This is a genomic window from Sphingorhabdus sp., from assembly GCF_040079335.1.
In the GTDB taxonomy this organism is placed as follows: Bacteria; Pseudomonadota; Alphaproteobacteria; order Sphingomonadales; family Sphingomonadaceae; genus Sphingorhabdus_B.
The window spans coordinates 20,263-33,064 of sequence record NZ_JBEBKL010000005.1 but is presented as its reverse complement, the minus strand read 5'-3'; the positions used below and the strand labels follow the sequence as shown (position 1 = coordinate 33,064).

The 12,802-nt window shown below is 57.0% G+C and carries 13 protein-coding genes and 1 tRNA gene; 7 read left to right on the top strand and 7 right to left on the bottom strand.

Annotated elements, in window-relative coordinates:
* Positions 1-49: 49 nt before the first annotated feature.
* Positions 50-1,573, bottom strand: coding sequence for an amino acid permease (locus tag ABL922_RS02895; protein ID WP_349022702.1), 1,524 nt, complete (start codon positions 1,571-1,573; stop codon positions 50-52).
* Between the two features lie 107 nt (positions 1,574-1,680).
* Between ABL922_RS02895 and ABL922_RS02890 the strand changes: the two genes are divergently transcribed.
* Positions 1,681-2,205, top strand: coding sequence for an MAPEG family protein (locus tag ABL922_RS02890; protein ID WP_349022701.1), 525 nt, complete (start codon positions 1,681-1,683; stop codon positions 2,203-2,205).
* On the opposite strand, the gene ABL922_RS02885 is transcribed toward ABL922_RS02890, so the two are convergent.
* Genes ABL922_RS02885 through ABL922_RS02875 form a run of 3 tightly spaced genes read right to left on the bottom strand, consistent with a single transcriptional unit; the run spans position 2,202 to position 3,421 of the window.
* Positions 2,202-2,579, bottom strand: coding sequence for a histidine triad nucleotide-binding protein (locus ABL922_RS02885; RefSeq protein ID WP_349022700.1), 378 nt, complete (start codon positions 2,577-2,579; stop codon positions 2,202-2,204). The genes ABL922_RS02890 and ABL922_RS02885 overlap by 4 nt on opposite strands.
* Positions 2,580-2,582: 3 nt before the next feature.
* Positions 2,583-2,900, bottom strand: a complete 318-nt coding sequence (locus ABL922_RS02880; RefSeq protein WP_349022699.1) for a phosphoribosyl-ATP diphosphatase — start codon at positions 2,898-2,900, stop codon at positions 2,583-2,585.
* Positions 2,900-3,421, bottom strand: a complete 522-nt coding sequence (locus ABL922_RS02875; RefSeq protein WP_349022698.1) for a MarR family transcriptional regulator — start codon at positions 3,419-3,421, stop codon at positions 2,900-2,902. The genes ABL922_RS02880 and ABL922_RS02875 overlap by 1 nt, the downstream gene beginning before the upstream one ends.
* A 90-nt stretch (positions 3,422-3,511) precedes the next feature.
* Here ABL922_RS02875 and ABL922_RS02870 point away from each other — a divergent pair, with 90 nt between their 5' ends.
* From ABL922_RS02870 to ABL922_RS02850, 5 genes are all read left to right on the top strand, one after another.
* Positions 3,512-4,609 (top strand): branched-chain amino acid aminotransferase, encoded by a 1,098-nt coding sequence (locus ABL922_RS02870; protein ID WP_349022697.1) that lies wholly within the window; start codon positions 3,512-3,514, stop codon positions 4,607-4,609.
* A gap of 74 nt (positions 4,610-4,683) precedes the next feature.
* Positions 4,684-4,758: transfer RNA gene (locus tag ABL922_RS02865), tRNA-Gln, on the top strand.
* A 191-nt stretch (positions 4,759-4,949) separates the two neighbouring features.
* Positions 4,950-5,642: a response regulator transcription factor gene (locus ABL922_RS02860; RefSeq protein ID WP_349022696.1), complete on the top strand. Its 693-nt coding sequence runs from the start codon at positions 4,950-4,952 to the stop codon at positions 5,640-5,642.
* Positions 5,643-5,646: 4 nt separating this feature from the next.
* Positions 5,647-6,939, top strand: coding sequence for a FecR domain-containing protein (locus ABL922_RS02855; protein WP_349022695.1), 1,293 nt, complete (start codon positions 5,647-5,649; stop codon positions 6,937-6,939).
* Between the two features lie 30 nt (positions 6,940-6,969).
* Positions 6,970-9,240 carry a CHASE2 domain-containing protein gene (locus ABL922_RS02850; protein ID WP_349022694.1) on the top strand — a complete coding sequence of 757 codons (2,271 nt, stop codon included), beginning with the start codon at positions 6,970-6,972 and terminating at the stop codon, positions 9,238-9,240.
* Here ABL922_RS02850 and ABL922_RS02845 read toward each other — a convergent pair.
* Genes ABL922_RS02845 through ABL922_RS02835 form a run of 3 tightly spaced genes read right to left on the bottom strand, consistent with a single transcriptional unit; the run spans position 9,218 to position 11,315 of the window.
* The gene (locus ABL922_RS02845; RefSeq protein ID WP_349022693.1) at positions 9,218-9,745 is read right to left on the bottom strand and encodes a hypothetical protein; all 528 of its coding nucleotides are present in this window, start codon (positions 9,743-9,745) and stop codon (positions 9,218-9,220) included. The two genes, ABL922_RS02850 and ABL922_RS02845, sit on opposite strands and share 23 nt — an antisense overlap.
* 23 nt (positions 9,746-9,768) lie before the next feature.
* Complete coding sequence (locus ABL922_RS02840) at positions 9,769-9,942, bottom strand: hypothetical protein (RefSeq protein ID WP_349022692.1); 174 nt, start codon at positions 9,940-9,942, stop codon at positions 9,769-9,771.
* A complete protein-coding gene (locus ABL922_RS02835) occupies positions 9,942-11,315 on the bottom strand; it encodes a 3-deoxy-7-phosphoheptulonate synthase class II (RefSeq protein ID WP_349022691.1) in 1,374 nt (457 codons plus the stop codon). Before ABL922_RS02835 ends, ABL922_RS02840 begins: the two co-directional genes overlap by 1 nt.
* 262 nt (positions 11,316-11,577) lie before the next feature.
* Between ABL922_RS02835 and ABL922_RS02830 the strand changes: the two genes are divergently transcribed.
* The gene (locus ABL922_RS02830) at positions 11,578-12,792 is read left to right on the top strand and encodes a cell wall hydrolase (RefSeq protein ID WP_349022690.1); all 1,215 of its coding nucleotides are present in this window, start codon (positions 11,578-11,580) and stop codon (positions 12,790-12,792) included.
* The last annotated feature ends 10 nt before the right edge of the window (positions 12,793-12,802 follow it).

Below are 12,802 nucleotides of genomic sequence, written 5' to 3'. Positions count from 1 at the left end.
CAAAAAAGGGAGGCCGAAGCCTCCCTTTTCTTTATCCGATTAGCGCCAATCAGTTGATCGGCGGCACCGACGTCGGCGGAGCGTCAGGATCGTCCTCATGCACTTCAACAAGGCCGCGGCCCACATGGCTCGCCTTGCGGCTATAGGCATAATAGACCACCAGCCCCAATGCCGCCCAAGCCACAAACAGCAGCAGCGTATAACCCGACAAGCTGAAGAACAGGTAGAGACAGCCAAGGATCGAGATTGGTGCCACGATGTTGACGGCCGGTGTGCGGAACGGACGGACCCGGTTCGGATCGGTGCGGCGCAATACCATCACCGCGATAGAAACCATCGCAAAGGCAAACAGCGTCCCCGAGTTCGAAATGTCAGCCAGAGCGCCAACCGGGAAGAAGGCGGCGAACATGGCGACGAACACGCCGGTGATGATCGTAATGATATGCGGCGTCTTGAACTTCGGGTGGACGGTCGACAGCTTCTCGGGGAGAAGGCCATCGCGGCTCATCACGAAAAAGATGCGGGTCTGGCCATACATCATCATCAGGATAACCGAAGGCAGCGCCAAACCGGCTGCTAAACCGATAAGATCACCGACCTTTTCCCATCCGATTTCGCGCATGGTCCATGCAAGTGCTTCTTTCGAACAGACAACGGCATTGTTGCCGATAGCATTACAGGCTGCAGTCAATTCAGCGCTTCCCGGCGCCAGTCCAATGCCCTCCGGAGAAAGCATTGGCTGAGCGCCTACGGTTCCGATAACCCCGGCGGCGACCAGCATATAGAAAACGGTGCAGATTGCGAGTGAGCCGATCAGGCCGATCGGCATATTGCGTTGCGGATTCTGCGTTTCCTCGGCAGCCGTCGAAACGGCGTCGAAGCCGACATATGCGAAGAAGATCGACGCCGCCGCAGCCGAAACACCGCCAAAGCCGAGAGGAGCAAAGGGCTCAAAATTATCGGCTTGCATGACCGGCACTGCCAGCGCGACAAATAGCGTCAGCGCCGCAACTTTGATCAGAACAAGGACTGCGTTGACGCGGGCACTCTCCGTCGTTCCCAAGACAAGAAGGGCTGTCACCAGCAAAGCAATCAACATCGCAGGCAGATTGATAATACCGCCGCCCGATGGGCCCGCCGTCAGGGACAAAGGCAGCTCTATGCCAAGAACACTGTCGAGAAGCCCGACAAAATAACCCGACCAGCCAACCGAAACGGCACCGGCAGCCACGGCATATTCAAGCACCAGTGCCCAACCGACCATCCAGGCGAGCATTTCGCCCATCACGGCATAAGTATAGGTGTAGGCTGAACCGGATACCGGCACCATCGATGCCAGTTCCGAATAGCAAAGCGCAGCGACCGCACAGACAAAACCGGCAATGACGAAGGCCAGCATCATGCCGGGACCAGCCTTTTGCGCAGCTTCAGCGGTAAGGACGAAAATACCTGTGCCGATAATCGCACCGATGCCGAGCATCGTCAGCTGGAAGGCACCAAGTGATCGGTGGAGGGACTTTTTTTCCGCCGTCGCCAAAATGGCGTCTAGCGGTTTGACCCGGTCGAATATCATCAGATTCTCCCCAAAAATATATTTCTGGGGCGGAAATTAGAGCCTAAATGGCTGTGCGCAACAAAATTTCCCGTGCAACCGATAAAAGCTTGGGGGTAAAATGGACTATGGTGTTTGATTCAGAGCAACGCGCAATCCGTAACGGCGCATTCGCGGCGCTGATGGTTACGATAGCAGCATTCTCCGCGTGTTTGCTCATCGACCAGCCAATGTTTGAAATAAGTGATGTCCTGCACGGCAAAGGCATTTTGGCAGTCATCGCCGCTTTGCTCGCCAGCTGTCTGGCGGTTGCGATCATGATCGTTGCCAATCAGCGCTTTTTTGAGCCTCTTGATCGGAATGCAGCGGTTGCGACGACTGCCACCGAAAAATCGATTCTGCTACAGGCCATCCTGCGGAACACCCACGAACAGGTCACGATCGCAGCTCTGGTCTATATAGTCGCATTGCTAACTCTCCCGCCAAAATGGACTGATGCGATATTGGTAGCAGCAATTCTTTTCGTATTCGGACGGATTTTCTTTACCCGTGGATATTCCAAAGGTGCTGCAGGGCGGGCCTTTGGCTTTGGCCTGACTTTTTATCCCTCCATCCTGCTAGCGCTGCTCAGTCTTTACACGGCGCTGGTTTAGCGCATCAGCATCGGCCCGAGCGCTTTTCCACCGAAAAGATGGACATGGAGGTGCGGAACCTCCTGATGGCTGTCGATCCCGGCATTGGCGAGCAACCGGTAACCGGGTGCCACCAGCCCCTGTTCCCGCGCGACATGGCCCACCGCACGAATGAATCCGGCAATCTCCGCTTCGCTGGCCTTGCCGCTGAAATCATCCCAGCTGACATAGGTGCCCTTGGGGATCACTAGAATGTGGATTGGCGCCTGCGGATTGATATCATGAAAGGCGAGCGCCCATTCATCTTCATAAACCGTGCGATTGGGAATTTCTCCGCGCAGGATTTTCGCGAAAATATTCTGGTCGTCATAAGGCAAAGTGGCGTCAACGGGCACGCGTCATCCTTTCCTGCTGGCTTTTTCGTCAATGCCGGATGTGCCTTCGCGGCACTCCAATTCTTGCAAGATGTCGTCGAGGCTCAACCCTGCGTCCGCCAGCAGTATCGCAAGGTGGAACAACAGATCCGCCGCTTCACTGGTCAGCTTTTCCGGTCCTTCGCGCAAGGCTGCGATCACCGTCTCGGTGGCTTCCTCGCCCACCTTTTGCGCGATCTTGGCCGTGCCTTTGGAAAAGAGCGCAGCAACATAGCTCGACTCCGGGTCGGCACCCTTACGCGCGCGGATCACCGCTTCCAATCGCTCGATACGCGGGTCCATCACCGCCCCCTGCCCTGCAATTTCATAACCATCTGCCGTTCATCCTCAGGGATCAGGCCTTCAAGCACGCGCCAAAAGCCCGTCACCGACTCCTGCCCCGCCGCCGCATAGGCCGCCGACAAACCGACGCGCAAGGTTTCGAACAATTGTGCCTCAAAAGCTGCACCTTCGTCGGTAAGGCGCAAAAGCTTCTGCCGCCTGTCCTGTTCCCCCGCGCGGGTTTCAACCAGAGCCTTGTCGGACAGATCATTGAGCACGCGCCCCAGAGACTGTTTGGTAATCGACAGAATTTTGAGCAATGCATTTACCGGCAAATCGGGCTGGCGCGCGATGAAATAGAGTGCGCGGTGGTGCGCGCGGCCAAATCCATGATCAACCAACAGCTCATCAACCGAGCGCGTCAGGCGGGTGTAGCCGAAATAAAGAAGCTCGACACCGCGCCTCACTTCATCTTCGCGCAGGAAGAGCGGCGATGCAGCAGGTGAGAATGTCTCTATCGAGGGAGAAGATGGGACAGCCATATTGACGTATCTTGACGCAGCCCATAACTAAGTGCAAGCATTTCCTATATACCCCGATTTTCGTAATTATATTTCAAAATGGAACTTATCATGTCGCAATCTGCCCTTCCGACACTCGAACGCCTGCCGCATCCTTCGCCGGTTGCGGACGATGTGCGTGACGGGCTGATTGCCGATCCGGGGTTCGGTAAAGTTTTCACCGATCATATGGTCACGATCAAATATGGCGAAGGTCAGGGCTGGCACAGCGCGACGCTAGGCCCGCGCGGCCCGCTGACGCTCGATCCTGCAACCGCCGTGCTGCATTATGCGCAGGAAATTTTCGAAGGCTTGAAGGCCTATAGCCTTGCCGATGGATCGATAGCGCTGTTCCGGCCTGATGCCAATGCGCGGCGCTTTAACCAGTCGGCGCGCCGCCTTGCCATGCCTGAAATACCCGAAAGCTTGTTCATCGATTCGATAAAGGCGCTGATCGACGCAGACAAAGCCTGGTTCCCGCCGGTTGAGGGCGGATCGATCTACATTCGCCCCTTTATGTTCGCGAGCGAAGTGTTTCTCGGCGTCAAACCCTCGTCCGAATATTTGTTCATGATCATCTGCTCGGCCGCTGGCAATTATTTCAAGAGCGGCGCGCCGGCGATCAAGATCTGGATTTCGGAGAATTACACACGTGCTGCGCCGGGCGGAACCGGTGCGGCCAAATGTGGCGGCAATTATGCCGCAAGCCTGATTGCCCAGCAGGAGGCAATTGCTCAGGGCTGCGACCAAGTCGTCTTCCTCGACGCAGCAGAGCATCGTTGGGTTGAAGAACTGGGTGGCATGAACCTGTTCTTCGTATTCGATGATGGCAGCATCATCACGCCGCCCACCGACGGCACGATCCTCGAAGGCATCACCCGCGCTTCGCTGATACAGCTGGCGCACGAGGAGGGCCTGAAAGTCCGCGAAGAGAATTACGCCATCGACCAGTGGCGCGCCGATGCGGAAAGCGGGCGGTTAATCGAGACCTTTGCGTGCGGCACTGCAGCGGTCGTAACACCAGTCGGCAGCGTTCATGGATCGCAAGGCAGTTTCACGATCGGCAGCGGCGGCCCTGGCCAACTCACGCAAAAATTGCGCGCCAAACTGGTTGAAATTCAGCGCGGCGCCGCACCCGATCCTTATGGATGGGTTGATCGCATCAATTAAGCAACAGCACGTGTTGCCAAGCGGTTTTTGAACGCTATAAGGCCGCTCTCCCGAGCCGGTCAGGCTTAGGCTGCTGGGGTGTCGCCAAGTGGTAAGGCACCGGTTTTTGGTACCGGCATTCGCAGGTTCGAATCCTGCCACCCCAGCCAATTTTTCCCTGAAATCACATAACTCTTTGACTTTAGGTATATATATCCTAGGTTAAGTTTTGTAAAAGGTCGTAACTATTCGACCGCCTGTATAGCGTAACTTGTAAATCCGCTTTAATTGGCCGCCAAAGGGCGATGTGACCGGCGGAACTCAAGAATAGTCGGTCCATCGTGGGTAGATGGGTGGATATATGCGAATTGCTATTGCAGACGATGAAAGTGATGTCGTCAGTTTCCTGAAGAATCTCGTCGAAGAATTGGGGCATATTGCCACAACTTTTTCGGACGGTGCGGCCCTGTCGCAATCATTGGTCCGGGAGACCTATGATCTTGTGATCATGGACTGGACGATGCCAAAGAAAGATGGTCTGGCCACGCTCAACTGGATGCAGTCTTCGATGCAGGAGCGCCCTCCTGTTATCATGATGACCAACCGCACCGCAAAGAAAGACATTAGCGATGCTCTGAATGCCGGTGCGGACGATTATATCACCAAACCGGAAGATCCGGTGGTAATTTCGGCGCGCATCAATGCTCTGTTGCGCCGAAGTGCCGGTAGCGGCGCCTTTGAATCAAAGGCCGTTTACGGTGCCTATGAATTTGATCGCATTGACCAGACGGTAACGATCGAAGGTAAGGTTGTAACCCTGACAGCCAAGGAATTCGAGCTTGCCGACATGTTCTTCCGCAACCGCGATCGAACCTTGTCGCGTAACTATATCATGGAAACAATTTGGCGGACGACGGCGGCGCTCGCAACCCGCACGCTCGACATGCATATCTCGCGCGTTCGCGCCAAGCTGGACCTCAAACCGGAAAACGGGTTTCGCATCTTCACGGTATTCGGCTACGGGTACCGTCTGGAGACTATCGAGAAAAGGTAACGCCATGGGGAAACTGGCTTTATCCGTCGCAACATTCTCGCTTGCGATGTGCCTGTGCGCACCCGCAAAGGCTGAAGATACGATCAGCTATAAGGTGGTCCGTGGCGATACGCTGATCGGGCTTGCCGAAAAATATATGCTACGCACCGGAGATTACCGCATCATCCAGAAGCGGAACCGGATTGCCGATCCGCGAATGATCCCCGTAGGCACCACCCTCAAACTGCCCCGCGCACTTCTGAAGTTCCAGCCATCTACCGCTCGCCTTTCTTCGGTGAAGGGGCAAGTCACGATGATCGACGGCAGCACCGCCAAGGCTGCATCATCAGGCCTGCTTCTTGCCGAAGGCCAAGCTGTAAAAACATCAGGCGGCTCCTTTGCCTCGCTGCTGCTCGAAGACGGCTCGCGCATTTCGGTGCCCTCCAATACCGATCTGAAGATTGTTCGTCTGCGCCGCTACATCCTCGAATCCGCTTTGGACTATGACTTTCAGGTCGATCGCGGCAGCGCCCGCTCGAAAGTTGCGCCGCTCAAATCCGCGAATGACCGGTATCAGGTGCGAACCCCGCGCGCCGTTTCAGCTGTGCGCGGCACCGATTTCCAGACGCGATTTGACGAAAATACAAATCGCGACTTTGCCGAAGTGGACGAAGGCGCGCTTGCGGTTGGCGTGAAGAGTGGCGAAACATTGTCCGTGCCGGCGGGCAATGGGCTGGCCGTCAATGCAGATGGCAGCGCGATCACCGAAGCCCTGCTGCCTCCGCTGAACATAGAGGGGGCGGGCAAGCTGCAAAATGATATCTCTGTCCGCTTTGCCCTGTCTGACCAGAAACCGGCTATTCGCGTAAACATTGCCAAAGATGCCGGATTTGAAGAGCAAATTGCCGAACAGATTGTTTCGGGCGAGACAGCCGATTTCGGAAATCTGGACGACGGCAACTATTTTTTCCGCGCCCGCGCGATTTCGGCAAATGGTCTTGAGGGCCTGCCTGCAACCTATGCGTTCAAACGGCGGCTGAACTCGGTCAGCGGGACGGCTGGCGCATCGGACGAAGGCTGGGTGTTCAAGTGGAGCGGCCAAGGACGGGGAACCATCCGTTACAATTTCCAGCTTTTCAAAGGCAACACCGATGGCCCTGCTTTTGTTGACGAAACAGGCCTGACGGAGCAGCAAATTATCCTGTCCGAACTTCCCGATGGCGACTATTACTGGCGGGTCGGCTCTGTTCAATTTGCAGACGGCGAAACCAACACCAACTGGACGCCCCTTGAAAAGATTATCGTCGCATCGAATTGATAGGCAGCAGGCAATAACTGGCGACGACACATGAACCTTCGTCGCCGATTGCTGATCGAATGGGCTTTGATTGCCTTGTTCGGCACGCTCGCCGTCATACTGGCGACGCACTGGCGCGGCACTTCTGCGTTCGACAATCTGGTTTACGACCAGCTTTCCTCGTTCTCCCGTCCACAGCCTGACGATCAGATATTGTTGATCAATATCGACGAAGCCAGTCTGGCCCGGATTGGCAAATGGCCGTGGAACCGGAATATCCATGCGCGACTGATTGACAAACTCGCCGCCGCCGGCCCCCGCACCATATTGCTCGACGTGCTGATGAGCGAAGCCGCCAATGAGGCTGATGATAGCGCACTGGCCGACGCGATGCGAAAGTCCGGCGCGGTTTTCCTGCCGCTGAATTTTCACAGCCCCGGAAGCGATGGCAAAGCCTATGATACCGAATATCCGCTGCCCACACTTGGTGCGGCGGCAAAAGGAGTGGGGCACGTCAACATCACCTTTGACAATGACGGTATCGTGCGACGGGTAAATCTCTGCTTTGCCAGCGATGAGCGTCGCTGGCCGCATCTGGCCGAACTGGTGTATCGCAACGGCGCACGGCCCTCTCGTGCATTTGCTAGAATGCCGCGTTGCGGGCAGGAGTTGCTCCTGCCTTATGCGCCGCGCGACAGTTATTCGGAAATTTCCTTCGCCGATGCGCTGGAAGGCGGCATTCCCGAACAATTGGTCAAAGGGCGCGACATCATCATCGGTGCTACTGCCGCCGGAATGGGGGACAATTATCCTGCCCCCTTCAGCGATGGTGGCATCGTATCTGGATCTGAAATCATGGCAAATATGGTTGCCGCACTTCGCCGTGATGGCTTCATCACACCGGCGCCGACTTGGCAAATTGCCCTGCTCTCACTTTTGCCTATGTGGTTATTGATGCTGGGCTTTCTGCGCTGGCAACCCCGAACGGCGTTGATCGTTTCGCTGTGCCTGATTGCGACCGTGTTGTTGGCAAGCACGAGCGCCTTGTCTGCGAATATCTGGTTTCCGTCGGGTGCCGCGCTGATCGGCATCATATTGGTCTATCCGTTGTGGGGCTGGCGTCGTCTGCAGGCGATGAGCGCCTTCATGCAGAGCGAACTGGGCGAACTCGAGCGCGAGGGCGAGATCGTTCCGTTGGCACTGAACCCCGACCGAGGGAGCGATTTGGTCGGGCGGCAAAGTGCAGCCCTAGGCAGCGCCATCGACCACTTGCGCGATCTGCGACGCTTTGTTTCAGATTCGCTGGAGCATTTGCCCGATCCGATGTTCGTGACCGATACCGTCGGCACAGTGACAATGGCGAACCATCGGATCGAGGAGTATCTGGGACCAAAGCTGAAAGGCACGACGCTGAAATCTTTGCTCGATCGCATTGTTGCGCCCGCGCACCGGCGCAATGTTGATGAGTATTTGCGAGAGATAGAGCGCGAACCAGACGGCGATCACCAGCCATTTGTGCGCTTTGTCTCGCCTGACGGCAGCCATTTTGTTATGCGTAGCGCCCCGGTTGTCAACGACGTCGATGTGCATGTCGGGCAAATCCATTATCTGGCGGATATCAGCGCATTGGCGCAGGCGGAAAACGATCGCGAGGAAGCGCTGCAACTGCTGTCGCACGATATGCGTTCGCCCCAGTCAGCCATTATCGCCTTGCTACCTACCGTGCCGGACAAGGATGTCAGCCGCCGCATAGAGGGTCACGCCCGCCGGACAATCGCGCTGGCGCAGGACTTTGTGGATGTCGCGCGCATGGGCGAAAGTCCGTTCGAAGGCAGCGATGTTTTGCTGGCCAACCTTGCGCACGATATTGCCGACAACCTTTGGCCGCTGGCGCGGGAACGCGAAGTGACGATAGAAGTCACCGATCAAAGCGACAGCGCATTTGTGCTGGCAGAGCCGGACAGCCTGAGCCGGGCGATTACCAATATCCTCGACAATGCAGTCAAATTCAGCCCGCTTGGCGGTTCGATACTCGTAACCACCCGGCGCATCAGCGATGTTGCAGGGAATATGCTCGAGCTGACGATTTGCGATAATGGGCCGGGTATCGACCCTGAGCTGCTGCCCAGACTGTTTACCCGATTTGCGGCTCGGTCGGCGCCCGATGCGCGCATCAAGAGCAGCGGCCTTGGCCTGACTTATGTCCGTGCGGTTGCGGAACGGCATGGTGGCAAGGTCTGGGTAGAAAATGGCACGAAAGGCGCATGTTTCCACCTTCGCTTGCCCGAAGCGGTAGATCCTATTCCAGACCCTGACGCGTAATTTTATAGGCACCTTTGGGCTGCGAAAGATCGGCGAGGGCAGCGGTGACCAGAGCAGGAAGAACCTCCACCATTTGCGCCTTGCAATGATATTCTGACGCCGTGCCGCGATACAATTCTATACCGTCGGTAATGCGCGTCAACGTGACCGCCAGCCGCATCTCTCGATCGGCGCAACTCTGCAGCGGCTTGTGCGCTTTGGCAGCGGCAATGTCCGCCACGGTATCGCCGGACTTGGTTTTTACCGATATCGCTGCATCGCGCTCCGCAAAGGCGACGTGAAGCTGGACGTCGCCGGCCTGTGTTTCGCGATAACCCTTTTCCGTTAACAGCGTGATCACAGCAGCGCGTGCTTGTGCGGCAGTTGAGGAGGTTGGAAGAGCTTCCTGAAAGATGGTCGTCGATGATGCAATGCCGGGCCCTGCGCTATTCACACGCGTTTCCACAGGACCGGCACAAGCAGCCAGACCCAGCATCAACGAACTCAAAAGCAGGCGCGACCCCATGAAGGGTCTTTAGCAGAGGGCGCTCACCGCGTCAGCAGGAAATACACGACGTAAAACCAGCTGAAAAATCCATGGATGATCGCCCACAATACCGATTTATGCGCGGTGTAACTGATCACTATCGCCAGCGCGCTGCCGAAGCCGATGCCCGATTTGACGACATCGCGCTGGATTATGCGAACACGTTCGCCTGTCATCACGCAGCCTGCTTGGCGCGTTCAGCCAATTCCTGATTGAGCATTTCTGCCAGCAAGAAGGCCAGTTCGAGCGACTGCGCCGCATTCAGGCGTGGATCGCAATGCGTATGATAGCGATCTGCGAGCGCCTCATCGGTCACAGCAATCGCACCGCCGGTGCATTCGGTGACATTCTGGCCTGTCATCTCGATATGGATGCCACCGCCAAAGCTGCCTTCCGCCCGGTGTACGGCGAAGAAACCACGCACTTCTGCCAATATCCGTTCAAATGGACGGGTTTTGTAACCGCTGGCCGACTTGATTACATTGCCATGCATTGGGTCGCACGACCAGATAACCGGATGGCCTTCGCGCTTCACCGCGCGCACCAGCTTTGGCAGACCGGTTTCGATCTTGTCATGGCCGTAGCGCGTGATCAGCGTCATCCGGCCCGGAACGCGTGCCGGGTTCAGCGTGTCGAGCATTTTCAACAAGGCATCCGGTTCCAAGCTGGGCCCGCATTTCATGCCGATCGGGTTGCCGATTCCGCGCAGGAATTCGACATGCGACGAACCCTCAAAGCGGGTGCGGTCGCCGATCCACAGCATATGCGCCGAGGTGTCATACCACTGATTGGTCAGCGAATCCTGCCGCGTCATCGCCTGTTCGTAGGGCAATAGCAGCGCTTCGTGGCTGGTGTAGAAGCTGGTACCCTTGATCTGGGGAACCGTTTCCGGCGTGATGCCGCAGGCTTCCATGAAGGCCAGAGCCTCACCGATACGGTCAGCCACATCCTTGAACTTTTTCGCCCAGGGCGAACGACCCATGAAATCATGCGTCCAGGCATGCACCTGTTGCAGGTTTGCATAGCCGCCCTGGCTGAAGGCGCGCAGCAGGTTCAGCGTCGCCGCAGCCTGACTATATGCCTTGACCATACGTTCGGGATCGGGCTCGCGCGCAACGGCTTCGAAGGCGATGTCGTTGATAATATCGCCGCGATAGCTGGGAAGCTCTACACCATCGATCACTTCGGTATCGGTCGAGCGCGGCTTGGCAAACTGGCCCGCCATCCGGCCGATTTTCACGACCGGCAGCTTGCTGGCAAAGGTCAGGACAACGGCCATTTGCAACAGCACGCGAAAGGTATCGCGGATATTGTTCGGGTGGAATTCGGCAAAGCTTTCGGCGCAATCGCCACCCTGTAGCAGAAACGCCTTTCCTTCTGCCACATCGGCGAGTTCCGAGGTCAGGTTGCGCGCTTCACCGGCGAATACCAGCGGCGGAAAGTTGCGCAGCGTTGCCTCCGTCGCGGCCAGCGCTTGCTGATCGCGATAGGTCGGCATCTGCTTGCCGTCATGGTTGCGCCAGCTTTCGGGCGTCCAATTCGCCGCCATCTTCATTACTCCACTAAGTCTATTGCGGGCGGCCTTCTAGGCGCGATGCCGATGATGGTGCAAGCAAAAGCGCCTATTTCCGCTGCAAACGCAAGTTTGTTGCTGCGCTGCACAATTTTTTACAAGCGCCGTTAAAATATGTCGCGTTAATCCAAGGCTTTCCGCGCGTCCCGCGATGGAACAGCGCCAAAATAGCACTCCAGATTGTAATGCTTTGCGCCTATAGGCGACTCGTTACAGGGGTATAACTTTCGTCACAGCCATGCTGCACCAACCGTTCCAGACTGATAGCGCGCCGCCAAAACGGCAAGCGCCTGCCAAGCGCCAACGGCGCTTGTTCGGCTGGCGCGAGGTGCTGCTGGTGGTTGTCGCCTTCCTGCTGTTAGCCCTATTGCCGAGTTCTGCCCAATGGGCGTGGAGTGTACCGAGCAAGCCTTCGACCAAGGATCTGCTTGCGGATGCCGCCGAACGGGCAGACGAGAATTTCTCGGGTTCGGCATTCTTCTTCCTTGATCCGGATATGAATGCCCCTGCGGCACCCGAACTCAAACTGGCGAAGTCGTCGGCGAGCATTTCGCCGGAAACATCGGCATTGGTTGCCAAGGCCGATCTATCGGCATTCGAAACCAATGCTGCCGCGGCCCCCTTTGTCATGAAGGCAGGAACAGTCGATTATGGTCGGGCGCTGAAATGCCTGACCGACGCGATTTATTATGAAGCGGCGAATGAACCCGATGCAGGCCAGCGTGCCGTCGCGCAGGTAATCATCAACCGTATGCGCCACCCAACCTATCCGAACAGCGTCTGCGGCGTGATCTATCAAGGGTCGGAACGCTCCACCGGTTGCCAGTTCAGCTATAGCTGCGACGGATCGATGGCGCGCACCCCTGCACGCCCGTCCTGGCTGCGCGCACAGCGTGTTGCGATGCAGGCGCTGTCAGGTTCGGTTTATGCACCTGTGGGCATGGCGACGCATTATCACGCGACATATGTTTATCCTTATTGGGCCCCCAGCCTGAACTTCATCAGCACCATCGGTGCCCATCGTTTCTACAGCTGGAAAGGCAGCGCAGGCCGCCCTTCTGCCTTCTTCCGCAGCCATGCTGGCCGCGAGCCATTCCCGGGTCCCAAGCCACGCGCATGGAATGCCGAAGCGACACCTCTGCTCGATCCGATCGAATTGCAGAAGCAATATGAACGCCAATTTGCGGCGGTTCGCCTGAAAGCCGAAGCCGAAGCCATCGCTGCTGCCAAGGCCGGGCTGGCTGGTGGGTCAACCGGCGCCGCAGCTTATGCCGACATCTCACCCTATCGCCCTGCCCGCGCACAAAGCTACAATGTGCCCGACTATTCTGCAGACGCCCGAGCAAAGGGTGGCGACGCGGCTTATGCTGGCGGCAAGCTGCCGACCAATGGCGATGTGAAGAGCGAATATCAGGCGAGCGGCAGCTGGAAGAAACAGCCCAGCGGGATCTGACCTTCGTAAG